Origin of the sequence: Bacillus sp. 105MF (assembly GCF_000374885.1) — a bacterium.
In the GTDB taxonomy this organism is placed as follows: domain Bacteria; phylum Bacillota; class Bacilli; order Bacillales; family Bacillaceae_G; genus Bacillus_A; species Bacillus_A pseudomycoides.
On the sequence record NZ_KB895565.1, the window covers coordinates 168215 to 192141 of the forward strand.

The 23927-nt window shown below is 34.6% G+C and carries 26 protein-coding genes and 1 tRNA gene; 22 read left to right on the forward strand and 5 right to left on the reverse strand.

Translation table 11 applies throughout. From position 1 onward, the window contains the following. Window positions 1–24: 24 nt before the first annotated feature. From C564_RS0100880 to C564_RS0100905, 6 genes are all read left to right on the forward strand, one after another. The gene (locus C564_RS0100880; RefSeq protein ID WP_018764127.1) at window positions 25–531 is read left to right on the forward strand and encodes a hypothetical protein; all 507 of its coding nucleotides are present in this window, start codon (window positions 25–27) and stop codon (window positions 529–531) included. An 84-nt stretch (window positions 532–615) separates the two neighbouring features. Then, window positions 616–867 (forward strand): hemolysin XhlA family protein, encoded by a 252-nt coding sequence (locus C564_RS0100885; protein ID WP_033794758.1) that lies wholly within the window; start codon window positions 616–618, stop codon window positions 865–867. Between the two features lie 9 nt (window positions 868–876). Next, window positions 877–1083 carry a hypothetical protein gene (locus C564_RS0100890; RefSeq protein ID WP_018764129.1) on the forward strand — a complete coding sequence of 69 codons (207 nt, stop codon included), beginning with the start codon at window positions 877–879 and terminating at the stop codon, window positions 1081–1083. Next, window positions 1083–2111 carry a GH25 family lysozyme gene (locus tag C564_RS0100895; RefSeq protein ID WP_018764130.1) on the forward strand — a complete coding sequence of 343 codons (1029 nt, stop codon included), beginning with the start codon at window positions 1083–1085 and terminating at the stop codon, window positions 2109–2111. Before C564_RS0100890 ends, C564_RS0100895 begins: the two co-directional genes overlap by 1 nt. A gap of 162 nt (window positions 2112–2273) precedes the next feature. Further along, complete coding sequence (locus C564_RS0100900) at window positions 2274–3368, forward strand: response regulator aspartate phosphatase (RefSeq protein WP_018764131.1); 1095 nt, start codon at window positions 2274–2276, stop codon at window positions 3366–3368. Further along, window positions 3368–3580, forward strand: a complete 213-nt coding sequence (locus C564_RS0100905) for a Phr family secreted Rap phosphatase inhibitor (protein ID WP_018764132.1) — start codon at window positions 3368–3370, stop codon at window positions 3578–3580. The genes C564_RS0100900 and C564_RS0100905 overlap by 1 nt, the downstream gene beginning before the upstream one ends. 84 nt (window positions 3581–3664) lie before the next feature. On the opposite strand, the gene C564_RS0100910 is transcribed toward C564_RS0100905, so the two are convergent. The 3 genes from C564_RS0100910 to C564_RS0100920 form a co-directional block, all read right to left on the reverse strand. Further along, window positions 3665–4234, reverse strand: a complete 570-nt coding sequence (locus C564_RS0100910; protein ID WP_018764133.1) for an imm11 family protein — start codon at window positions 4232–4234, stop codon at window positions 3665–3667. 39 nt (window positions 4235–4273) lie between these two features. Further along, window positions 4274–5935, reverse strand: coding sequence for an AHH domain-containing protein (locus C564_RS0100915; RefSeq protein WP_018764134.1), 1662 nt, complete (start codon window positions 5933–5935; stop codon window positions 4274–4276). A 752-nt stretch (window positions 5936–6687) separates the two neighbouring features. Then, window positions 6688–6760 (reverse strand) — tRNA-Val (locus C564_RS0100920). A gap of 305 nt (window positions 6761–7065) precedes the next feature. Here C564_RS0100920 and C564_RS0100925 point away from each other — a divergent pair. The 9 genes from C564_RS0100925 (at window position 7066) to calY (ending at window position 13738) form a co-directional block, all read left to right on the forward strand. Beyond that, window positions 7066–7608, forward strand: coding sequence for a hypothetical protein (locus C564_RS0100925; protein WP_018764135.1), 543 nt, complete (start codon window positions 7066–7068; stop codon window positions 7606–7608). A 118-nt stretch (window positions 7609–7726) separates the two neighbouring features. Beyond that, the gene (locus C564_RS0100930) at window positions 7727–7948 is read left to right on the forward strand and encodes a hypothetical protein (protein WP_018764136.1); all 222 of its coding nucleotides are present in this window, start codon (window positions 7727–7729) and stop codon (window positions 7946–7948) included. 160 nt (window positions 7949–8108) lie between these two features. After that, window positions 8109–9377, forward strand: a complete 1269-nt coding sequence (locus C564_RS0100935; RefSeq protein ID WP_018764137.1) for a D-alanyl-D-alanine carboxypeptidase family protein — start codon at window positions 8109–8111, stop codon at window positions 9375–9377. 135 nt (window positions 9378–9512) lie between these two features. Beyond that, complete coding sequence (gene sipW, locus C564_RS0100940; RefSeq protein ID WP_016113886.1) at window positions 9513–10088, forward strand: signal peptidase I SipW; 576 nt, start codon at window positions 9513–9515, stop codon at window positions 10086–10088. Window positions 10089–10291: 203 nt separating this feature from the next. Beyond that, complete coding sequence (locus C564_RS38365) at window positions 10292–10339, forward strand: hypothetical protein (RefSeq protein ID WP_371388584.1); 48 nt, start codon at window positions 10292–10294, stop codon at window positions 10337–10339. Between the two features lie 241 nt (window positions 10340–10580). Further along, a complete protein-coding gene (locus C564_RS0100950) occupies window positions 10581–11420 on the forward strand; it encodes a DUF4047 domain-containing protein (protein WP_018764138.1) in 840 nt (279 codons plus the stop codon). Between the two features lie 161 nt (window positions 11421–11581). Further along, the gene (locus C564_RS0100955) at window positions 11582–12172 is read left to right on the forward strand and encodes a CalY family protein (RefSeq protein ID WP_018764139.1); all 591 of its coding nucleotides are present in this window, start codon (window positions 11582–11584) and stop codon (window positions 12170–12172) included. A 73-nt stretch (window positions 12173–12245) separates the two neighbouring features. Next, a complete protein-coding gene (locus C564_RS0100960) occupies window positions 12246–12914 on the forward strand; it encodes a TasA family protein (protein WP_018764140.1) in 669 nt (222 codons plus the stop codon). A 230-nt stretch (window positions 12915–13144) separates the two neighbouring features. Continuing rightward, window positions 13145–13738 (forward strand): biofilm matrix protein CalY, encoded by a 594-nt coding sequence (calY, locus tag C564_RS0100965; RefSeq protein ID WP_003196030.1) that lies wholly within the window; start codon window positions 13145–13147, stop codon window positions 13736–13738. Between the two features lie 96 nt (window positions 13739–13834). On the opposite strand, the gene C564_RS0100970 is transcribed toward calY, so the two are convergent. Next, window positions 13835–14158 (reverse strand): helix-turn-helix domain-containing protein, encoded by a 324-nt coding sequence (locus tag C564_RS0100970; protein ID WP_003196031.1) that lies wholly within the window; start codon window positions 14156–14158, stop codon window positions 13835–13837. Window positions 14159–14240: 82 nt separating this feature from the next. Continuing rightward, window positions 14241–14372, reverse strand: coding sequence for an anti-repressor SinI family protein (locus tag C564_RS0100975; protein WP_003196032.1), 132 nt, complete (start codon window positions 14370–14372; stop codon window positions 14241–14243). A gap of 367 nt (window positions 14373–14739) precedes the next feature. Here C564_RS0100975 and C564_RS0100980 point away from each other — a divergent pair, with 367 nt between their 5' ends. From C564_RS0100980 to C564_RS0101010, 7 genes are all read left to right on the forward strand, one after another. Continuing rightward, window positions 14740–17136 carry an immune inhibitor A domain-containing protein gene (locus tag C564_RS0100980; protein ID WP_018764141.1) on the forward strand — a complete coding sequence of 799 codons (2397 nt, stop codon included), beginning with the start codon at window positions 14740–14742 and terminating at the stop codon, window positions 17134–17136. 324 nt (window positions 17137–17460) lie between these two features. Then, window positions 17461–18828, forward strand: coding sequence for an aldehyde dehydrogenase (locus tag C564_RS0100985; RefSeq protein WP_018764142.1), 1368 nt, complete (start codon window positions 17461–17463; stop codon window positions 18826–18828). Window positions 18829–19063: 235 nt separating this feature from the next. Further along, window positions 19064–20047: a spermidine/putrescine ABC transporter ATP-binding protein PotA gene (gene potA, locus C564_RS0100990; protein WP_006094076.1), complete on the forward strand. Its 984-nt coding sequence runs from the start codon at window positions 19064–19066 to the stop codon at window positions 20045–20047. Then, complete coding sequence (potB, locus tag C564_RS0100995; protein ID WP_018764143.1) at window positions 20044–20889, forward strand: spermidine/putrescine ABC transporter permease PotB; 846 nt, start codon at window positions 20044–20046, stop codon at window positions 20887–20889. The genes potA and potB overlap by 4 nt, the downstream gene beginning before the upstream one ends. Window positions 20890–20895: 6 nt before the next feature. Next, window positions 20896–21696: a spermidine/putrescine ABC transporter permease PotC gene (gene potC / locus C564_RS0101000; protein WP_003206425.1), complete on the forward strand. Its 801-nt coding sequence runs from the start codon at window positions 20896–20898 to the stop codon at window positions 21694–21696. A 35-nt stretch (window positions 21697–21731) separates the two neighbouring features. Then, on the forward strand, window positions 21732–22781 hold the full coding sequence (locus C564_RS0101005; RefSeq protein WP_003196038.1) for a polyamine ABC transporter substrate-binding protein: 1050 nt from the start codon (window positions 21732–21734) through the stop codon (window positions 22779–22781). Window positions 22782–23006: 225 nt separating this feature from the next. Next, on the forward strand, window positions 23007–23654 hold the full coding sequence (locus C564_RS0101010; protein ID WP_018764144.1) for a phosphatase PAP2 family protein: 648 nt from the start codon (window positions 23007–23009) through the stop codon (window positions 23652–23654). Window positions 23655–23927: the final 273 nt, after the last annotated feature.

The window sequence follows — 23927 nt, forward strand, 5'->3', positions numbered from 1 at the left end:
AAAATTCGAGGGAGATGTTCAATAATGACTAATAATTCTAATGAGGTAAATCAAGTAGTAGTTGAAGAGGTAATTAAAGAGGTTCAAAAACGTTTTGGCTTAATTCCAGGATTCTTCAGTGAGGATAAGGAAGCAGGTGCTATCTTCTTAAATAAAGGCAATTATGAAAGTAGCATTTGGATGGATGGTGAAGGACTCTTTTATGAGGACGATGTACCTTGGGAAGAGCTTATTATTACAAATGCAGTAGCCGACACGGATACACCTCCAATGCTACGTAGACACGGAAACTGGGTTCACATGACAGGTGCGATTAGATTGGTTAAAAACCAACAAGTATTTACAAGAATCACACCAGATATTGCACCACACCAAGATTCTTCCTTCGCTGCTACAGCTTACTTAGATAACGATCCAAATCGTCCAGTTGCAGCCGATGTGATTGTTCATAAAGATGGAAGGGTTTCTACTTATCTTCCACAAGCACAAACTCGCTATGTATCATTTTCTTTATCATATCCGATTAAGTAATAGTAAGCAGTAAAGGAGATGATCAGTTAAATAGCAATAAAAAGGGAGCATAAACGATGCTTCTTTTTTATTGCCAAAAAGGGGATGAAAAAATTGCCGGAACAAGAAAATCATGATGATTTCACTAAAGTAATTATTGGATTAACAAGAGTAGAAACAAAAATTGATGGTCTTGGCAACGTGAGGGAACTTGCAATAGAAGCACAGCAATCAGCAAAAAGCGCTCACTTACGTGTAGATCGTTTAGATAGGCTTGTATTTTGGATAGGAACAACCGTAATTGGTTCAATTATTGCTGGTGCCATTACATTGCTTTTTAAATTTGCAGGGAAGTAGGGGGAAATAATGGGCAAACAAGATATTAAGAAACGATTCCGCAACTGGAAAACATGGGTTGCGGTTTTTTCGTTGGTCGGATTTCTATTCACTAAATTCGGCTTACCAGAAGCAAAAAGCTTTTTAGATGAATTAGCACCTTATGTATTATCCGTTGGTATTGCATTAGGAATTTGGTCAGATCATGAAGAAAATGAACAAGGAGATGTTGAATAATGACAGAAAAATACATTGTAGATATTTCAAAATTTAACGATAAAATTAATTGGTATGTAGCAGCGCCACAATTGGGATTAGCAATTTGCCGTGTGCAATATGGTTCAAATAAAGTAGATGAATTATATAATCAACACGTGAAAAATTTAGAGGCTAGAGGTATCCCACATGCAGCATATGCGTATGGCTGCTATGTTAGTGTAAATGATGCAATTGTGGAAGCAAAAGACTTCTTGAATCGAGTTAATAAGAATGCTAAGTTTCTTGTTTTAGATGTGGAAGATGATACTGTAGCATCTATGGAAAGTAAGGGTAACTTGGGAGACTTAGCAAAGGCATCACAAGCATTTATTGATACTTGTAAGGCTGCAGGTTGGAAAGTCGGTTTATATGTATCGCATCATATGTATAATCAATATAATTTACAAAATGTAAAAGCGGATTTTATTTGGTTACCACGTTACGGAACAAATGATGGACAACCACAAGTCAAACCAGCATATCCATGTGATATTTGGCAATACACTGATAACGGATATATCAATGGTATTGGAAGAGTAGATATTAATTTATTACGGGGAGATAAAACATTAGATTGGTATATTGGTGATGATATAAACACAATCGCTTCATCTCGAAATGTAGGCATCGGAATTGCTGTTTCTAAATATCCTGTTGGATATGGAATTAATCTTTATGATGCACCAGATGGTAACTTTACTGGAGAACGTTTTAATGACAAAACACCACATGTAATTCTTGAAGGTGTTTGGTATGGTGGAAATGAAAACATGCTTTGTTTTGGTCCGAATCAATGGGCGAAGCAAGAATATTTTGAGGTGCAATGGTTTCATGCTTATTCTAAATATCCTACTGGATATGGAATTAATACGTATGAAGCGCCTAATGGTCCGTTTCTTGGTAGGGTTGATGGTTCTGCACCTTACGACATCTATTATAGAAAAGATGGATGGCTTGCTATCGACAATAAGAACTATGTGGAAGAAAAACATTTTGATATTCGATAAAAATAAAAAGCTGGCTCTTAGGAGTCAGCTTTTTTTATTTCCCTAAACCAATGCTTCAAAAAATATTTATCAATATGTATTTCAATAATGATTACCACTTAATTCCATGGAAATGTGTTAATATTTAGATAATTACAGATAGAATAAGGAGGATGGCTTGTTATGAGCACAAATGTAGTAACCAAAGAAAAGATCAAGCATTCATTAGATACTTGGTATCAATCAATGTTGCAACAACAAGTGGGGAAAGCGACACGATTTAAAGAAGAAGTTGATAATAAAATCAATCATGTAGAAACAGATCAAGACATATTATTGTATTATGCACTATTAGATTTTCGATACAAGGTGCTTACAGATTGGTTAAATATTAAAAAAGATAGCTTTGATAGTGTAGAATCTTTTGAAGTTGCTGAAGAGGGATTTTTAGCATATTACTATCATTTCTTCAAAGCATTCTATTTTAGAATCACCGAAAACTATACAGAAGCAAAAAAACAGTTTGAAAAAGCAGAAACACTACTAAAATATATTCAAAACCCTCTTGAAAAAGCTGAATTTAATTATCGTTTAGGTGAATTTTACTATCACACATACCAACAAGTAAAATCCATTGAATACCTTCAAAAAGCAAAAGAAGAATTTATAAAACACTCCGAATATGAAATTAATGTTGCATTATGTGAAAATGTATATGGCTTATGTTGCATTGAATTAAAACACTTTGAATTAGCAGAAGAAAGTTTCAATATTGCTTTAAATATATTTCAGAAAGTAAAGCACGAAAAATATATTTTAATGATTAGAAGTAACTTTGGATGGTTATATGGAAGTCAAAATTTATCTGAATTAGCCATTCGTCATGTTTCTGAAGTTGTCGAAAAATTACCTGAACATTATAAAGCTGTTTTTACTATGGCTGAGGAGTGTTATAAATTAGGTAAAATCGAACTAGCAGAAAGCTATATCGCATCGGGAATTAAAATTTGTAATGAATTAAAAAATAAGGAATTTCTACATCGTTTTATGATATTGAAAGAATTAAATAAAGATTCGAATACAATTGAATTAGAAAAAGCTGTATTAGAAGGAATTTCATATTTTGAAAGTGTAAATTTACTAGAATGTATAATAGAATACAGTCAAAAATTAGCCATCAAATTCCATGAAGAAGGTAACTATTTAAAGGCAAGTCAATATTTCTATATGAGTAATAACGCAAGTAAAAAACATTTAGAAAAAGGGGCTTTGAAATAATGAAAAAAATTAGTGGAGTAGTAACAGGATTAGTAGTTGCTGGTGTTCTAGCAATTAGCTTAAATAGTTTAAATGAATCGAATCAATATTCAACCCGTGGTGATACTGGTGGAGCACCTGCAAGACCTGATTATATCAGTATTGGTGATGGTGGTGGTGCACCGTCTAATGCACATGGAGATACTGGTATAGTTGTAGCACAAGAAATTTAAGTGAATTTACAGTAAAAGAAGAACGTTTACCCTCACTAAAAGGCGTTCTTCTTTTTTATCATCCTTCTGTTTTAGGACTTTGTTTTACATGTTCGATTCTGAATCCCACACTTCAGTAAATTCGAAACCCTTTAAATCACTTTCTAACACTGCATTTCTAAATTCGTCAGACACCAAAATATAGTTTGGGTGAATTTTTTCATTTATATACAATTTAAAAATCATTTCATTTTGAACAACACTAGGAATAAATGCAAATTTTTCACAGCCTATTATTAAACCTGAACTTAATTTTTCAAATATTGTATTATCAATGTCAAGTGCATCTAACACACGTAAAACGTGAATAGCATAGTATTTTTCGTTTGTTGTATTATGAATTAGGGGTAGAAATTCAACACTATTTCCTACTAAAGGTTTTAATATTTGCTTAGCTTTCTTACTAATTATTTGTACACCAGATTTCCCCCAAAAAATAGGACAATCACTTTGATACCCTTCATCTATAATCTCAATAAATTTAACTGTCCATGAATCTGACAAACTTAATTTTGAATTAAAATCGTTTTTAAAATATTTCTTGTCCTCTTCATAATTTAATAATTGAAAAGTTTGATAATCATCGGTTGAACTTTTTAATTGCCAAATTTTCATATGTATATTCTCCTTTACAATTTGTTAACTGATATATAATTATTTCTTTGGTTCATTTAATCTTACCTTACCTTCTAATAAATCTTGTCTTATTTTGTGCAAAACTTCAGCTACATCAGCTTGAGTACCACCCATTTCCATAACACTATTTAGTCGTTCTGTTACTTCTCTTATATACTCTTTAGAATGGCTACCTATATGTAGTACTTCAGTAGTTACATATTTATGCCCCTCTGCCCCATACCCTGGTAGAAACACTCCATTAGCAGCAGAGTTATGATGTATTTCAAACTCTTTTAATAGTTCTTGTACTTCCACAGCCCTACCGTCATTCCAAGGTACAATATGATGTGCCGCATTAGGGTATGGTGGTGGTTCAATTCCTGCTTCTTTAAGTTCTTCACGCAATACTTTAGATTCTCTAGTAGAGGAACTATACTCACCTTTTACTTCAACTCTATCAAGAACTTTATTTGCATAATCTTCTATTACTTCTTGTACATCTTTAACTCTACTTCGTCCACTAGTTTTGGAAAACAGAAATGTATCACGGGCTTCTCGTAAAGTTTCAAAAGTTTTTATCTGAGTGCTTCCAAATCCACTAGCACCTGCGAATGCAAAGCGATCCCTTAATTGTAAATTGCTTGTAATATACGAAAACCCTTGTGGAATCTTATCTTTTGCTAGTTTAGTTACTTTACCCACTTGACCTAATTTACTTGCTTTACCTAATCCTTTATCACCAATGACTCCTAATGCGACTTGTGTTAAAGCATAACTTCCCCATTTAGCACGACTTTCAGCATCTCCATTTATTACATCATTAATAAATGAATCTGACAATACATTATACATGGTACTAAGTGTATCAATAGGATGTAACGCAGCATTCCCCATGTTTTCCCACGTTTCCCATTTACCAAGCGCCTTAAATCCTTCTATGGTATCTTCAACCGCTTCTCCTGCACCTTCTACAATACCGTCCCGAATTTTTTCGAAAGTGGATTTTTCAGGTAGCTTACCACACATTTTCCCTTCTTCAATTGAACTACTCTTTAGAAGGTTTTCAGCCCGACGTGCCCTCTCTTCTTCAATCAATTGAATAGAAGTTGTCCACTCCATATTCAATCCCTGTGTACTAAATGTACCACTAGCAGGACTAAAACCTTTCCCACTTTGGACTTCAGCAAGACCCGTAGCAATACTAGCAGCTAATTGAAGTGCTGTACCATAGTTATTGCTAGACGTTTGATTAAATTCATATAGATGATCTAACTTTTCTTGCAGTTTTTTCCTCATGACAGTAAAAAGATTCGCCATAGCATCCATACCCGGGATTGGCATAGCTTGACTGACGGCTTCCATACTTGTTTTCATTCGGTCAATTTCTTGAATTTGTTCTAATATTTCTTGTTCGATTACATCCGTTGAAGCTACCTTTGATTGAAATTGACTTGGAAAGGCATCGTTCTGACGGGTTAATTCTTCACATAAGTAAATGATTCCTTGCGCTAAAGGGCGAAAAGTTTCTGCGAAAAACGCTTTTGCACTATCGTAAGTTTGCCCTTGTAGAACGGTATCACTGGTAAAAGCATCAATCGACTGAATAGCTTGTTCCATGCCTTGAATGGTAGTGGTACAGAAAGCATTCATACTTTGCGTTTGGGTATGTACTTCCCCTAGATACATATTTAAACTCAAAATTCTCCCTCCTTAATAGGTAAATCATACCAATTAATAGAGCGCATGAGAAGTGACACTTTCAAAGAAAAGAGCTGAGTATAAACTCAACTCTTTTTGACCACCGACCACAAAAAAGACCACACAATTAAAATAAAATAAATACACCATATAAGTTTAAAAGACAATACTATTATTTTTTATTGCGATAGAATGCGGTAGAGTAACATAAACATCACTAAGTGATGTTGTATACTCTATACTACACATATGTGGAAGTGAAATGAAAAGCCGCCTCTTATGAGGTTGCTTTTTTTGCGTTTTCTAATAGAGTTACAAAGAGAAAAACACTTAGGGTTTAATTTAAGTGTTTTCCCCACATGTATTTCTTTTTATATCAGTTTTTATCTGTACTAATAAAATATAAAAAAACAATATTTATTGCTATATCAACGACTTGAATTATTTAACAGCATATATCCTTATACCAAATATAATCGTTCGTTTTATATATTATCTATTTAATAGAAGGTAATGAAAAGTAAACAGGATAAAGTCTAGTGGAAAATGAGATACCCTCTATAGATTATACGTGATCATAAATTATTTTATTATTTAAATATAATAGAGAAGTTTGTTCAAACACTAATTGTTGATTAGTGTTTTTCTTTAAATTAAAGTGGATGTGGTCAAAATGTGGTCAATTAGGATTTAAAACAAAATAATGCAGCTTCTCATCTCAGAGAAACCGCATTATATCAAAGTCTTTCGTATGATCCCGACTGGGTTCGAACCAGCGACCTCCACCCTGTCAAGGTGGCGCTCTCCCTGCTGAGCTACGGGATCATGATAAAAGTGATAATTTATATATATCTGATAATTCTGTTGGTTTGATTATACAAAATTAAGTGGCACCTTACAATAGTTTTTAACTACAATGTTTAAAATGGAACCTGGTAGAATAACACATTTATATTTTGTTGGGAGCACATTTTCATGTAGTTTAATAGTAAATAGTAAGAGAATTACTCATTCATGAAGCTGAAGTGATTTTTTGCGTTTCATCAAGTTGAATATTAATTTATATCCTATAATACAATTTAAAATTGATATAATTTAAAATAGGACATAATTTGAAGGGGCGTGTCACTTTGTTTAGAAGGAGCGGAAAAGGAATTATTCTTGTTGGGTATCTTGTTTTATTTGGATTAATATTCGGTGGCATTATGTTGTTTTATAAAACAGATAAGAAAGAAATGAATGCTGAAAAGACTGAGCAAATCGAAGAGGTAGATAAATCAAAAGATATTGGAATGAAGATAAGAGAAACGCATAGTGATTTAAATACGATTACTGGTTGGGAAAGGTATGAAAATCTAGAGAAAACCGATGCTCCAGATTGGGAAGTGAACGAATGGGGATTCAAGTTGATTGATATTACTTTAAAAGAAGCTGCTTCGTTGACTAAAGGCAATTTAAAGGAAGATTTAGACCGAGCTAGAAAATTGCTTCATACTTCAATTCAAAATCATGATACAACAGCTTTAGTATATGTTCACCGTATTTTACATGATCTTGATATCGGACAAAACAGATTGGAAGCGAGAGATGTGTTTAACAGTGCAAAAGCTGGTGCTGGTGATGCTAGTGCAATACCTACTTATGAGGATTATATTAAGCAACATAGCAAATAAATATTAAATTTATATTTGTTTTGGTAGGATCTTCTTTTTACAATTTCGTGGAAATAGGGTATAACAGAAACAGAAAATAGCTTTATAAATACTTTATAGATTAAAGAGGTATATACAAATGGTAAGAAAATCTTTCAAGATACGTGTATCTAGAAATAGAACGATCTCAATAAATGGTGCGATTCTTGATGTTGATGTCTCTCATGATGAGTTTTTAGATGAGTTTATTGAAAGGGTAGATTCAAAGGGTTGGTCCTTCATGGGAATGACCGATGAGATTACAGAAGAGGAAGCAGGGAATAATTTAATAGATTTATTGGCTGATGAGAAGGACAAGTAAGAATGAGTCCTTCTTATTTTTATGCGTATGATTATGTCTTTTCTTGTAAAATTATGATATAGTGAAAAACGGCAATTAATTTTCCATTTAAATACCAATTTAATGTCGGATTGGTAGAATTAGTATATAAGGCAAAAGAAAATAGAAAAGGGAGAGTCATATGGTAAATTGTAAGAAAATTTCGGTTTTTATTATGGTGATTTGTTTATTCTTTTTAACGCCTATGACATTGTACGCTGAAACTGGAACTGAACCAGTGCCGGCACCTGGTCCGGGTCCAAATGTGTTTGGGCAGTTTGCAGTTTCAATTGATGCAAAAACAGGGGATGTTTTGTATGACAAAAATGCACATCAGCATGCATTTCCGGCAAGTATGACGAAAGTATTGACTGCTATTTTATTAATGGAGCATACGAAGCCAGAGGAGCAATTTACGTTTTCACAACCTGCATTAGATCAGGAAAAGAGTAATTATCAACTTGAATTTCAGGTAGGTGAAACAATCAATCGTAATACAGCACTAACAATTTTAATGGTATTAAGTGCAAATGATGTTGCGTATGCAATTGGTGAACGTATTGGTGGAAGTATAGAAAACTTTGTGAATATGATGAACGAGAAAGCGAAGCAGTTAGGGGCAAAGGATAGTCATTTTGTAACGCCGAATGGTTTACATGATCCGAATCATTATACGACGGCATATGATATGGCAATGATCACGAGAGGGGTTCAACAATACCCTGAGATTTTACAAGCTATGAATACGAAACGAACAACGGTTACAACATCTAGACAAACGGTTTCTATTTTTAATAAGGCTACTTATTTCGAAAATCCATATAGTATTGGTGGAAAAACAGGTTTTACAAATGAAGCACGCAATACACTTGTATTATTAAATGAGAAAGATGGTAATCGTATTGTCAATGTTGTGATGGCGTCACAAAGACCAGAGATTTACGAAGATATGCGTCAAATTGCAGATCATTCTTTCTCACAATTTGCTAAGCAAATGGTTTTAGATAAAAATAATTGGCATCAGAAAGCAACATATTTAGATAAAAATATAGATTGTGAACTTGAAAAAAGTGCAGAATTGATGTTGAAGAAAGATGAAGGTAAGAATGTAAAAACAGTCTTTAGAACGGCTCCGGTTGATAAAGAAAAACTATATCAAAAGGGGATTCATCGCGGGGATGTAATTGGAATAGTAGACGTGACGAAAAACAATCAAAAGATTGAAAGTATTAATGTTCTTTCTAAGGAAGATGTTACATTTGCAATGCCGAAAAAAAATATAAAGCCAGCTGAACCTACGTATCCTTTTGGGTTGATGGTAAGTATTGGAGTTGGAATTATTGCTTTAATAATAATCGGTTTATATGTGGTAAGACGAGCTAAAAAGAATGCGGTTTCAGAAGTGGAATAGGCAATGATCAATTGCCTATTTTTTATTGCGTTTTTCATTCGTTCATTATAGTATTGACTTGAGTTCTTTTTTAAGAACAACTTTGGATATCCTAGTTGTTACGTGCATATACATAATAAAGAGGAGGAGATAATGATGAAACTAGTTTGGAAGATTATGAGTAACGTCATCTCATTTGTTTTATTTGCGTTAATGGTTTTTTTAGCGTTTATTGTCATCTCATCAAAAGCAAGCGGCGGGGATCCGACTGTAATGGGATATCAATTTAAAACAGTACTATCTGGATCGATGGAACCAACATTTTTAACAGGGTCAATTATTGCAATCGAACCAACGAAAGATGGATCTAAATATAAAAAAGACGATGTAATTACTTTTAAAGAAAGCGATAAAAAAATTGTAACTCACCGTATTATTGATGTGAAAAACGTAAATGGGAAAGTAATGTATGAAACGAAAGGTGACAATAATAATGGGCCGGATTTAAAACCAGTCTTAGCAGAAAATGTTATTGGGAAATATGGAAATATTACAGTTCCATATGTGGGATATTTGTTGAATTATGCGAATTCAAAAGCAGGAGCAGCCTTACTTTTAATTATTCCAGGCATATGTTTACTTGGGTACTCTGCAATTTCTATTTTTAGTGCAATCCGTAGCATTGATAGCGAAAAGAAAAAGAAATCTGCAGATGTAGGACAATCTGTATAATTCCGTTATTTTCTTCATTTTAGAGATTATAAATATAAAGATATTATTGGGGAAACCTTCAATACCAGTTAATAATGATGCACTTTTGGAGTTATTAAAGGAGAAGGGAATTAAGGCGGGAAACAAGAATACATTTAAAGTGAAATTTGAGTTTGTAGATAATGGAAAAAAATTAAAATCGATTCCAAGGAGATACGCTTGAGCTGAAATGGACATTTGATGCACAGCAAACAGTTGGTAGCGAGAAATAATTATATAAATAGGCTATCAAATTGATAGTCTATTTATATATATTATTTTCGAACTATTATACGGAGATATGTATATGAGAGATTAGATTGATAGAATTAGGTTTTTTACCATGCAAAAAGGTCATATGCCACAAAAATGTAAAAAAATTCTATATTTTTTATTTGATTTTCGGATTTTATTCTATATAATGAAATTATGTTCTTTATAGAGAATTGAATGCGAGTAATGGGAGAGGTTGGAATGATGAAATCATCAAAAAAAATAAAAACAATACTCATGTTACCATGTATGTGTTCAATAGCTTTCTATATGGGATCACAAGTAGTTACGTATACAGAGGCTGCTTTTGTAAATGAGGCAAAAATACATTCTACTGTTTCAACTGCAATTGTATTTCCAAAAACGATTGATACTTTGGTGAAAGAAACGCAACAGCATGAGAATTTGATTTTAAATGGAACTGAAGGAATGAATAAGGAAACGCAAGCTGATTCTGTAGAAGTACTCGAACAAAAAGCGCAGCAATGGAGAGAACAGTTTGAAAAAGTGAAAGTGGAACGTGAAGCCTTGCAACACATATATACAGAAATAGAAGATTATTATAAGCAATCAGTAGAAAATGTAAGAGTAAATAATAGCGATTCAAGTAAGCAAGTGCTTCAATATGTACAAGCGGGTTTTACTAAAGTAGGGAGTATTAAGGATAATGTTGATAAGCAAATATCAGTACAAAAAATGGAAGAATTTATTCTAACCCTACAAAAGAAAATAGAAGAGAAAAAAGCGCAACAGGTTAATAACACGTCTGGAAAAACAGAGCAAGAACAAGTCGTACCTTCTTCTGAGCAAAAAGAGTCAAACAGCCAGGAAGAAATAAAGCAACCATCAAACCCTACGCAAGAACAAGTCGTACCTTCTTCTGGGCAAAAAGAGTCAAACAGCCAAGAAGAAACAAAGCAACCATCAAACCCTACACAAGAACAAGTCGTACCTTCTTCTGAGCAAAAAAAATCAAACAAACAAGAAGAAATAAAGCAACCGTCAAACCCTAAACAAGAACAAGTCAATCAAGCTCAATAAGCGAAAAAGACCAATCCAGTATTACAACAGCCTGAAGAGAATAAAGAAGAAGTGCAGAAACAAGATTCAAGCGCTGTACATGAAAACCACTGATTTTTGGGTTATACCTTCTACAAATGTAGAGGTTAACATAAAAAAATGAAGTTCAGGGGGAATATGGAATGGGAATTAAGAAAAAATTAGGAATGGGTGTTGCATCAGCTGCGTTAGGACTATCTTTAATTGGTGGAGGAACATTTGCATACTTTAGTGATAAGGAAGTATCAAATAATACATTTGCAGCAGGTACATTAGATCTTTCTGTAGATCCAACTACGATTATTGATGTTGATAATATTAAGCCAGGGGATAAAATGACACGTGACTTTAAGCTTGTCAATAATGGTTCATTAGATATAAAAACTGTGAAATTATTAACTAATTATAATGTAATAGATTCAAAAGGAGATAATTCAGAAGACTTTGGTAAGCATATCCGTGTGAATTTCTTCTGGAATTGGGATAAATTAAGTGAGCCTATTTTCTCAACGACATTGGCTGATTTAAAGGTTATGTCTCCAGATGCAGTGGAAGAAAGTATTTTTGCAGGTTGGTTTGCTGAAAAGGGTGGTTTGAAGCATGGTGATTCCGATTATCTTTGGGTACAATATGAATTTGTAGATAATAAGCAAGATCAAAATCAATTCCAAGGTGATAAACTTGAGTTGAAATGGACATTTGAAGCAGAACAAACAGAAGGGTCAGAAAAATAATAGGATTGATAGAAAAAAGGTAGGTTTTTCCTGCCTTTTTTTCATACCAATTCTTGTTATATGAGGGATGCACATGAATAAGAAGTGGTTATTTATCATGAGTATATGTCTGATTCTAGTAGTTTTCATTGGTATTACAAAAAATATTGACCAAGTGTATGCAGAGGAGCGGCGAGAAATAGATATAAGTCTTGAGCCCAAAGAAGTACTATTTCATGTTTCAAATATGAAGCCAGGAGACTGGGCAAATCGAAGTATACGTATTAGTAATGAAGGAACAAAGAAATTATCATATAGTATAAAGAGCGAGGCTTCAGAGGGGTCTACGAAATTATATGAAGCTCTTACGGTCACTGTAAAAGATAAACAAGGAGTGCTGTACGAGGGAAGTCTAAAAGAACTTCAAAGTATGGAAAAGCGTACATTAGCAGTTGATAGAACTGACGAGCTTATCTATACGATACATGTTCCTAAAGAGTTAGGAAATGAGTATCAAGGATTACAAACAATAGTAAAATTTATTTTTTATGCAGAGGGATCAACCGGCAATGGTGAGGGTACCGAAAATGAAATGGGAAGCAATCAAATGCAACCTCCTGCATCCATAAATTCTAATAGTAACTGGCAGCTACCACGTACAGGTACGCAGCAAAGCAGTATGATTTTAATAGGGTTTGGCTTAGTATGGTGTGGATTATATTTTTATAAAAAGTATATTCAAATGAAGTATCGGAAGGATTAAGTCTTTTTAAGGATGAATAGAGAATAGTTTCAAAATTAATATTATTTTATAGTTGCAATTACACCTCTACGTTCTTTATAATGAACATAAGGTAGCTTTTAAAGAACAGATAAATTCAAGGGGTATTGTACATACATTGGCCGTAGAAAAATAACAGGCGTTCTATTGGTTATACCTCTTATCCTACATTAAGAGATAACAATAAAAAAAATAGCTAGGGGGAATTTACAGTGAGTTTAAAGAAAAAATTAGGTATGGGAGTCGCTTCAGCGGCATTGGGATTATCTTTAATCGGTGGAGGAACATTCGCTTACTTTAGTGACAAAGAAGTATCGAACAATACGTTTGCAGCGGGTACATTAGATCTTACTTTGGACCCTCAAACAATTGTAGATATTAAGGACCTTAAACCAGGCGATTCTGTTAAGAAAGAATTCTTATTAAAGAACAGCGGCACGTTAGCAATTAAAGATGTTAAATTAGCAACGAAATATTCAGTTACAGATGCGAAAGGCGATAACGCTGGGGAAGATTTCGGTAAGCATATTAAAGTGAAATTTATTTGGAACTGGGATAAACAAAGCGAGCCTGTATATGAAACAACATTAGCAGATTTACAAAATGCTGATCCAGATCTTCTAGCAAAAGACATCTTTGCTCCAGAGTGGGGTGAAAAGGGTGGCTTAGAAGCTGGAACAGAAGACTACCTATGGGTACAATTTGTATTTGAAGAAAATGGTCAAGATCAAAATAAATTCCAAGGCGATAAATTAAACTTAGAATGGACATTCAATGCAAACCAAACTGAAGGCGAAGAGAGATAATCAATAAGGAAATAACAGACAAAAAAGCGGGGATTCCCCGCTTTTTTTGTAACTAAAAAAAGAGTGCCCCCCAGTATGCACTTCTTTTCGTATATATTATTTCTGATTTCTCTTCCATTTTGTAAACTCTAAAAATTCACGAAATTGTTCTTTTGATACACCGGAGTTCATGGCTTCTTTGACGAGATGTGTCCATTCCGAATCCAATTGATTTTCGGATGGTATTTCGTCATGAAGGAGCGTATCCACGGGAATTTGCAGAACATTAGCAATTTTTTCAAGAAATTGAATGGAAGGGTTCTTTTGTAAATTACGTTCAATGGAACTAATATAAGACTTTGCAACACCTGCTTTTTCAGCAAGTTCTGTTAAAGAAATCCCTCTTTGCAACCGAAGGCGTTTTATACGTTCTCCTATCATCTTTGTGCACCTTTCTGTAAGTATGTAGTCGGCTTATGATGTCATTATTATAACACAAATTTCGTTAAAAAGAACGACTCTGCTAGTTTCTGGTAGGCTGGTTCATACGTTGGAAAAAGTGTTCGATATCTTGAATAGCAATCCCAGCATCTAAAGCTTCAAGCATTAAATCAATCCAATCCTGATCTAGCGTATCTGCCTTTTCTTTGTACAAAGTGTATTCCTCCCTAATATGTAATGAATCGTACAAAATAAACAATCTTTTAAACACATTATAATATTTCGAAAAGTTAATTTGGTAAAAATAATGTTAATTTATTATATATTTTGTAGGTAAAATCAATAAAAAGTTATTGTTTTGTCATTCTATAAAGAAATTGTAATAGTTTTATCAAAAATTATCAATATCTTCAGAAATAACTGATATATGGAGAAATATTTTTGTGGAAAATATGTAATTTTTACAAAAATGTTACGAAAGTTACAAAATAGCACAAAATCAAACAAAATATTGAAAAATTACTGAATTTTTATTATTATCTAAATATTGGTACATATTTTATTGGGGGAGGAAAAAAGGGATGAAAAAGAAACCGTTTAAAGTGTTATCAACACTTGCTGTAGCAGCTGTTCTTAGTTGCTCGTTTGGGGCTGGTAGCCAGTCTGTTTATGCGGAAACACCTGCAAAAGCAGTACCTACAAGTCCAATTGATGATCATTTAATTCCAGAAGAGCGCTTAGCTAATGCTCTTAAAAACCGAGGAGTGATTGATTCATCAGCTTCAAATGAAGAAACAAAGAAAGCTGTCGAAAAGTATGTAGAGAAAAAGAAGGGTGACAAACCTGGAAAAGAAGAAACAACTGGGGATTCTGTTACAAAAGAAGCGTCTGATTTCCTGAAGAAGGTTAAAGATGCAAAGGCAGATACAAAAGAAAAATTAGAAACACCAGCAAATGGTAATGGAGCTGGAGCAGTTCCCGCTAAAGGCGCATTAAATGGTAAAGTGCCAACTACTTCTGCAAAGGCAAAAGAGTATAATGGAAACGTTCGTAAAGACAAAGTGCTTGTTTTACTTGTAGAGTATGCTGACTTCAAACATAACAATATTGATAAAGAACCTGGTTATATGTATTCTAGTGATTTTAACCAAGAACATTATCAAAAAATGTTATTTGGTGACGAACCATTTGCATTAGATGATGGAAGCAAAATTGAAACATTTAAGAAGTATTATGAGGAACAATCTGGCGGTAGCTATACAGTAGATGGAACAGTTACAAAGTGGTTAACAGTTCCAGGAAAAGCTGCTGATTACGGCGCAGATGCTGGAGATGGTCATGATAATAAAGGACCACTAGGACCTCGTGACCTGATCAAAGATGCATTAAAAGCAGCGGTAGATAGCGGTCTTGATTTATCAGAATTCGATCAATTTGATCAATATGATGTAAATAAAGATGGCAATCAAAATCAACCAGATGGCTTGATTGACCACTTAATGGTTATCCATGCTGGTGTTGGACAAGAAGCTGGTGGCGGTAAATTGGGTGATGATGCAATTTGGTCACATCGTTGGACAGTTGGTCAAAAACCATATGAAATAGAAGGTACAAAATCAAAAGTACCATACTGGAATGGCAAAATGGCAGCGTTTGACTACACAATTGAACCAGAAGATGGAGCAGTTGGTGTATTCGCGCATGAATATGGTCATGACTTAGGTCTTCCAGATGAGTATGATACAAAATATTCTGGCGGTGGTGAACCAGTTCAGTCATGGTCTATTATGAGTGGCGGTAGCTGGGCAGGTAACATTGCTGGAACAACGCCAACAAGTTTCTCTCCGCAAAACAAAGAGTTCTTCCAAAAAACAATTGGTGGAAACTGGGCGAATATTGTGGAATTAGATTATGATAAGTTAAACCGAGGAATTGGTTATGCAACATACTTAGATCAAAGTGTAACAAAAACGGCTCGCCCAGGTCTGATCCGTGTCAATTTACCGGATAAAGATGTAAAAGGAATTCAGCCTGCGTTTGGTAAGAAGTACTACTATAGTACAAAAGGTGATGATCTTCATACAACATTAGAAACACCTTTATTTGATTTAACAAATGCAACAAATGCAACAAATGCAAAGTTTGATTACAAATCATTATATGAAATTGAAACAGACTATGATCTCTTAGAAGTACATGCAGTAGCAGAAGATGGATCGAAAACATTAATCGATACAATTGGTAATAAAAATGTAAAAGGTGGTGCAGATACCACTCTTGGAAAATGGGTAGACAAATCTTATGATTTAAGCCAATTTAAAGGTAAGAAAGTGAAGCTTGTATTTGAATATAGTACTGATGGTGGTTTAGCATTAGATGGATTTACTCTTGATAATGCAACATTAACAGTAGATGGTAATGTTGTATTCTCTGATGATGCAGAAGGTACACCAAAATTCAAACTAGATGGCTTCGTTGCTTCTACTGGAATTGAAAAGAAAAAGCACAACTACTATGTAGAGTGGAGAAACTATGCTGGTGCTGACGAAGCGTTAAAATATGCTCGCGGTCCAGTATATAACACAGGTATGGTTGTATGGTATGCAGACTCAAGCTATACAGATAACTGGGTTGGCGTGCATCCAGGATACGGATTCCTTGGTGTAGTTGATTCTCATCCTGAAGCAATTGCAGGAACTTTAAATGGTAAGCCAACATTTAAAGATAGCACACGTTATCAAATTGCTGATGCAGCGTTCTCTTTCGATCAAACACCGGCATGGAAAGTTGTATCACAACCTCGTGGAACATTTGAATACAGTGGACTACCAGGTGTTGCGAAGTTCGACGATTCTAAAGCTTATATTAATAAGCAAATTCCAGATGCAGGACGCATTTTACCAAAACTTGGCCTGAAATTTGAAGTAGTTGGCCAATCGGATGATAAGTCTGCAGGTGCAGTTCGCTTATATCGTTAATTATGAAGAAGCTGTTGAAGGTTTTCCTTTCAACAGCTTTTTTTATGAGCAAATGTATTTTATATGAAATGCAAACTCGTATATAATTAAACTTTAAGAATAGGAAAATGTTAAGTAAAAGGTGGAATATATTGAAGAACCAATATAAAACCTTTTTTTAAGGTGGTAGAGAGGATCCGTCCAAGCATAGAAGCGGTCAGATCTTTTTCCTGCCCCATGCCAAGTGAAACAAAGAGAGAAAATAAGTGTAGGTCACTTTTTGTTTTCATAGCAGTGATTTATATGTTGAAATAGCAATGCAAATATAGAAGGAGGAGATAGCAGATGGATATCACTTCTATTGTGAACGAGCAAAAGTCATATTTTTATAAAGGTCACACAAGAAATATAGAAGAAAGAAAGCAACATTTAAAAAGATTATATGAAGGGATTCAGCGTTTTGAGTCTGATATTTTTCAAGCGTTAAAATTGGATCTAAATAAATCAGATCATGAATCATTTACGACAGAGGTTGGATACGTATTAAAGGAAATTTCATTTTTAGTGAAACATCTTTCTTCATGGAGTAAGCCGAAGCGCGTTCGTACCGCACTTACACATGTTGGTTCGAAAGGAAAAGTGGTTCCAGAGCCTTATGGTGTTACCCTTGTAATGGCTCCGTGGAATTATCCCTTTCAACTTGCGGTTGCACCCCTTGTAGGGGCAATAGCCGCTGGAAACACGGTTGTATTAAAGCCGTCAGAATTGACACCTAATGTTTCTAGTCTTCTTGCAAATATGTTACAAGAGTTATTTCCGGCCGAACTTGTTGCGGTTGTTGAAGGCGGTACCAAAGAGAGCACAGCACTGTTAAAAGAGCCGTTTGATTATATTTTTTTCACCGGTAGCGTTGGAGTGGGGAAAATTGTTATGGAGGCGGCAGCTAAAAGTTTGATTCCCCTTACGTTAGAGCTTGGTGGAAAGAGCCCATGTATTGTGCATAATGATGCAAAGTTAGAAATAGCAGCAAGGCGCATAGTTTGGGGGAAATTCTTGAATGCGGGACAAACATGTGTTGCACCTGATTACATATATGTTCATTCTTCTGTAAAAGAACAATTTATTGAAGCACTACGAATTGAAATTAAAAATCAATATGGCGAAAAACCACTGCAAAATGAAAATTACGTTCGGATTGTCAGTAAACGTCATTTTGAAAGATTATGTTCTTTCTTACAAGATGGTAGGGTTGAAATTGGTGGGAAATATAATGAGGAAACTCTGCATATTGAGCCTAGTATTATAACGAATATTACATGGCAGGATTCCGTTATGGAAGATGAAATTTTCGGTCCAATTTTGCCGATTATAGAGTATGAGAAAATAGAAGACATCATGGAAAGAATTCAGCGACAACCTAAATCATTAGCTTTATATGTATTTTCAGAGAGTAAAGAAATTCAAAGACAAATTACACGTAATGTCTCATATGGCGGTGGGTGTATAAATGACGTTGTATATCATCTTGCTACGCCATATCTACCCTTTGGTGGTGTTGGGAGCAGTGGATTAGGAAGTTATCATGGAAAACAAAGTTTTCGCACATTTTCACACTATAAAAGCATTTTATCCCAATCTACAGTATTTGATATGAAAATTCGTTATTCTTCTACAAAAAGTGCTTTAAAATTCATACGAAAGTTGTTAAAATGATGATGGTGTTTATCAGTAGGCGTAGCCGTATGATAAAAACCCCTTCTCGCCTGAAGGGGTTTTTCTGTTCGACATATGTATCATGCGAAAATGAATCAAACATACTACATAAAGAATAGATAAGGACGCTGTTAAACAATCGTTTTTGTTTGGATCGAAACAAAAGAATTGATAGAAAACTAATATTTATTCATGAATATAAAGATTAAAAATTTGAGGTAGATAGGACGGGAAAATGAAAAAGATTATTAAAGTTGAAGCAGTAGAAAAACATTTTGGAGATCAAGTGATTATACCACCTCTTTCTTTAGATATTAAAGAAGGAGAATTTTTAACAATTCTTGGACCGAGTGGGTGTGGGAAAACAACGTTACTTCGTATGATTGCAGGTTTTGAAACTCCTACAAAAGGGAATCTCTTACTTGACGAGGATAGAATTAACGATTTACCACCTTATAAGCGTCATATGAACCTAGTGTTCCAGCATTATGCATTATTTCCACATATGACGGTGGAGAAAAATATTTGTTTTGGTATGAAGATGCAAAAAGTATCAGCGGCAGAACAAAAAGAACGTGCAGAAGAAGCGATGCGCTTAACGCAGCTCCTTGAATTCCGTAATCGTAAGCCTGCAAAACTTTCTGGTGGACAACAACAGCGTGTTGCAATTGCAAGAGCAATCGTAAATAATCCGCGTGTGTTATTACTGGATGAACCACTTGGAGCGCTTGATTTTAAGTTGAGAAAAGATTTGCAGCGTGAATTGAAAAATTTGCAGCGTAATTTAGGAATTACGTTCATTTATGTAACACACGATCAAGAAGAAGCAATGAGTATGAGTGATCGAATTGTTGTTATGAATAAAGGACATATTGAGCAAATCGGAACGCCAAAGGAAATTTATAAAGAACCGAAAACATTGTTTGTTGCGACGTTCATTGGTGAAAATAATATTATAAAAAATGGGGAAAGCTACGTAGCAGTGCGCCCTGAAAATGTAAAAATACGTTCGGTTGAGCAACCGATTTTAAAAGAATACCATCTTGGGCATATTGAAGATGTTGAATTTGTTGGAAATATGGAAAAGCTTTATGTACGCGATGAAAAAACATCAGAACTATTAATGGCATATCAAACTGCCGAAGAAGCAGCGCAGTGGAGTATCGGTGATAATGTATATGTAGGCTGGGAGCAAGAGGATGAGGTGACCTTAAATTGAAAAAAGGGAAACTACTCGCATTACCTACAGTTACATGGTTGCTAATCTTCTTTTTATTTCCGCTTGTATTCGTATTAGCATTTGCGTTCTTACAGCGCGGAGCATACGGGACAGTGGAAATGCAATTTACATTAGATAATATATCGCGCGTGTTTGATCCGTTGTATATGAATACATTATGGGAAACAGTGAAAATTGCAGTTATTACAACAGTACTTTGCTTACTCATTGGTTATCCATTTGCATATACAATTACAATTGTTGATCGTAAATATCGTTCTATTCTTCTATTATTAGCAACGATTCCGTTTTGGATTAACTTTCTTGTGCGCTCATATGCATGGATTGTTATTTTACGTTCACAAGGTCTTGTAAATACATTATTGCTGAAGTTAGGCATTATTAATGAACCTTTAAATTTATTATATAATACACCATCTGTAATATTAGGAATGGTATATTCTTTACTTCCATTTATGATTTTACCAGTGTATGCAGCGATTGAGCAGCTTGATAAACGTAAGTTAGAAGCAGCATATGATCTAGGGGCAACACCAATGAAGGCATTTTGGAATGTGACATTGCCAATGACGATGTCAGGGGTCGCTACTGGTTCGATTCTAGTATTTGTTTCATCTATCGGAATGTTTGTTGTATCAGACGTCATGGGTGGATCAAAAGTAGCATTGATCGGAAACGTGATTCAAAACCAATTCTTAGGTGCGCGTGACTGGCCATTTGGATCTGCATTATCAATTATTGTTGTTCTGTTCTCTGTTCTGTTAATTTACTTATATTATCGTGCGACGAAAGTATATAAATACGGAAACGGAGGGGAATAGACAAAGATGAAGAAGTTTTTAGTATCTTATTCTTGGTTGATTTTATTGTTCTTGTATTTTCCAATGATGGTTCTAATGGTATATTCTTTTAACGATTCGCGTATTAACGCAGAATGGGAAGGATTTACCTTCCATTGGTATACAGATTTGTTTCAAAAGCAAGATGTCATTGATGCATTTGTAAATAGTATTACAATTGCAATCGTGACGACAGTTGTGACAACGGTTCTTGGCGTGATTTTTGCTGTTGCATTACATCGTTATAAATATCGTTTTGAAGGAGCAATTAATGGTCTTGTATATTTACCGATTCTAATTCCGGATATTTTAATGGGATTATCATTACTCATTTTATTTAGTCAAATTGGGATGGAACTTGGACAAGTTACCATTATTATTGCACATATTACATTTAGTATTTCGTTTGTTGTTGTGATTTTAGCAGCACGTCTTTCTGGTATGGGACGTGATTTAGAAGAAGCGGCGAATGATTTAGGTGCAACCCCATGGCAAACGTTTCGTTATGTAACGTTTCCAGGAATTGCACCTGGGGTTATTTCAGCGGCATTATTAACATTTACATTATCAATCGATGATTTTGTGATTAGTTTCTTCGTGTCTGGACCAGGATCAACAACATTGCCATTATATATTTACAGTATGGTGAAACGCGGAGTAACACCTGAAATTAATGCTCTTTCTACAATATTAATTGTTGTTATTGTTGGATTAATGGTTGCATCGGAAATATTCCGTAATAAAGGTGCAGATGGTGAAGAAAACTCTGGAGGACATCTTCCATTATAAGAGAGAATTACAAAGAACGAGGAGGCAATGAATCGATGAAATGGATGAAAACAATAGCTGGTGCAGCAATTAGCTTTAGCCTTGTTGCCGGTGTACTTGCTGGCTGTGGTGAAAAGAAAGAGGAGCTAAATATTTATAGCTGGGCTGATAACTTTGATGAGCAAGTGTTAAAGGATTTTGAAAAAAAATATAACGTGAAAATTAACTATGATAAATACGCAAGTAACGAAGAAATGCTTGCGAAATTACAAGCTGGTGGTGCAAAATATGATTTAATTCAACCGTCAGATTACATGGTTAAAACGATGGCAAAAATGGATTTATTAGAGCCATTGGACAAGAAGAACATTCCAAATGTAAAAAATCTTGTTTCAAATTTTAAAACACCTTCATTTGATCCAGAGAATAAATACTCGCTTGTATACACTTGGGGTGTAACAGGAATTGCTTACAATAAAAAGTATGTAAAAGAAGCGCCAACAAGTTGGAGCGACTTATGGAATGAGAAATATAAAGGACATGTTACTTTATTAAATGATTCTCGTGAAGTGTTAGGAGTGGGTCTGAAAAAGAACGGATTTTCAAACAGCACGCAAAATGATGCAGAGTTAAAGACAGCAGCTGCTGACTTGCAAAAATTACTTCCTAACTTACTTGCATTTGATACAGATAATATTAAACAAAAGTTTATTACAGAGGATGCTTGGATTGGAACAGTCTGGTCTGGAGATGCAGCGTTCATTGCAAAAGATAATAAAGATGTAGAGTATGTTGTTCCAAAAGAAGGCGGTACAATTTGGGCGGATACATTAGCAATTCCAAAAGGTGCGAAACATAAAGATCTTGCCGAGAAGTTTATGAACTACTTAATGGATGAAAAAGTAAGTGTGAAAAACTATGAATCCATTGGATATAGTAATCCAAATGAAAAAGCATGGGAACTTCACAGTAAAGAGTATCGTGATAATCATATGATTTTCTTATCGAAAGACGAATTAGCTCGTACAGAGTGGCTTGTTGATGTAGACAATAAATTAAAAGAGTATGATCGTTACTGGACAGAGTTAAAAACAAAAGGAAAATAGAAACAGAGAACTGAATCTTTTAGGTGGGAGAGAGGGTCCGGCCGGGCATAGAAGCGGTCGGATCCTTTTTTCGCCCCATGCGGCGTGAAAACAAAGGGAGAAAATGAGTGGAGATTCCTTTTTATTTTCATAGCCGCGATTTATGTGTTGGAAAAACAAACTGGATATATAATAAAATGCGGTTTCTAAATAGGAACCGCATTTTTTCATAATAGGAGGAAAAATTTGAAACGAAAATTACATCGATATGAGCTCGCTTGTATTCTCTTGTTGTTTGCTGCATTTGCTCTCATTGCTTGGAGAGTACAAGCAGATGGTATAACAACACTTGATATATATGTGAAAGATCTTGTAAGAGGATTACAAACAGAAAGTTCACTTGCGTTTTTTACATATTTTACAAAAATGGGATCTGCAATTGGGATTATAAGCACGCTTATTCTTAGTCTGTTCGTGTTTTGGAAGAAACGTTACTATGCCGCGATGATTGTGTATCCTACGGCCGTGTTAATGACACATCTTGTGAATAAAGGAATAAAAGAAATGATGAAAAGAGATCGTCCGAGCTTAAATGAAGCGCTTGATGCCCTTGGATATAGTTTTCCAAGCGGCCATGCTATGCTATCAATGATTACGTATGGATTTCTTGCTTATATCATTGCTGCAAACGTAAAAAATGTGGCTGGGAAAGTTGTTATTACGATTGCGATGGCATTGCTAATCATATGGATTGGATTAAGTAGGATTATTTTATCTGTACATTATCCGACTGATATTTTAGCTGGCTATTGTTTAAGTGGTATTGCATTAATTATCGCTATGTATTTTCATCGCTTATTTTCAGAGCGATTTGGAATGAATCAAGAGAGATGAGACACTTCCGAAAAGGCTCAGATTACCGGGTTTTTCGGACGTTTTTTTTTCATACCAAATTCTCTAATTGATTATGGTAATATGTGCTAAAATATATATAAATCCAAATGAAAAAAACGACATAAACCATTTTTTAGGTGGAAGAGAAGATCCGTCCGTGGATAGAAGCGGTCAGATCCTTTTTCAGCCCCATGCCAAATGAAAACAGAAAGAGAAAACAAGTAGCGGTCACTTTTTGTTCTTCGTCGCAGCAACTTATATGTCGAAAAATTA

Excerpts from the sequence above, each read along its gene's own strand:
- C564_RS0100935 (WP_018764137.1), top strand. The coding sequence starts at position 8,109 with ATGGTAAATTGTAAGAAAATTTCGGTTTTTATTATGGTGATTTGTTTA.
- C564_RS0100905 (WP_018764132.1), top strand. The coding sequence starts at position 3,368 with ATGAAAAAAATTAGTGGAGTAGTAACAGGATTAGTAGTTGCTGGTGTT.
- C564_RS0100960 (WP_018764140.1), top strand. The coding sequence starts at position 12,246 with ATGAATAAGAAGTGGTTATTTATCATGAGTATATGTCTGATTCTAGTA.
- C564_RS0100910 (WP_018764133.1), bottom strand. The coding sequence starts at position 4,234 with ATGAAAATTTGGCAATTAAAAAGTTCAACCGATGATTATCAAACTTTT.
- C564_RS0100955 (WP_018764139.1), top strand. The coding sequence starts at position 11,582 with ATGGGAATTAAGAAAAAATTAGGAATGGGTGTTGCATCAGCTGCGTTA.
- C564_RS0100900 (WP_018764131.1), top strand. The coding sequence starts at position 2,274 with ATGAGCACAAATGTAGTAACCAAAGAAAAGATCAAGCATTCATTAGAT.
- potA (WP_006094076.1), top strand. The coding sequence starts at position 19,064 with ATGAAAAAGATTATTAAAGTTGAAGCAGTAGAAAAACATTTTGGAGAT.
- C564_RS0100890 (WP_018764129.1), top strand. The coding sequence starts at position 877 with ATGGGCAAACAAGATATTAAGAAACGATTCCGCAACTGGAAAACATGG.
- C564_RS0100980 (WP_018764141.1), top strand. The coding sequence starts at position 14,740 with ATGAAAAAGAAACCGTTTAAAGTGTTATCAACACTTGCTGTAGCAGCT.
- C564_RS0100930 (WP_018764136.1), top strand. The coding sequence starts at position 7,727 with ATGGTAAGAAAATCTTTCAAGATACGTGTATCTAGAAATAGAACGATC.
- C564_RS0100895 (WP_018764130.1), top strand. The coding sequence starts at position 1,083 with ATGACAGAAAAATACATTGTAGATATTTCAAAATTTAACGATAAAATT.
- C564_RS0100985 (WP_018764142.1), top strand. The coding sequence starts at position 17,461 with ATGGATATCACTTCTATTGTGAACGAGCAAAAGTCATATTTTTATAAA.
- C564_RS0101005 (WP_003196038.1), top strand. The coding sequence starts at position 21,732 with ATGAAATGGATGAAAACAATAGCTGGTGCAGCAATTAGCTTTAGCCTT.
- C564_RS0100970 (WP_003196031.1), bottom strand. The coding sequence starts at position 14,158 with ATGATAGGAGAACGTATAAAACGCCTTCGGTTGCAAAGAGGGATTTCT.
- C564_RS0100885 (WP_033794758.1), top strand. The coding sequence starts at position 616 with ATGAAAAAATTGCCGGAACAAGAAAATCATGATGATTTCACTAAAGTA.
- C564_RS0100950 (WP_018764138.1), top strand. The coding sequence starts at position 10,581 with ATGATGAAATCATCAAAAAAAATAAAAACAATACTCATGTTACCATGT.
- potC (WP_003206425.1), top strand. The coding sequence starts at position 20,896 with ATGAAGAAGTTTTTAGTATCTTATTCTTGGTTGATTTTATTGTTCTTG.
- C564_RS0100880 (WP_018764127.1), top strand. The coding sequence starts at position 25 with ATGACTAATAATTCTAATGAGGTAAATCAAGTAGTAGTTGAAGAGGTA.
- sipW (WP_016113886.1), top strand. The coding sequence starts at position 9,513 with ATGAAACTAGTTTGGAAGATTATGAGTAACGTCATCTCATTTGTTTTA.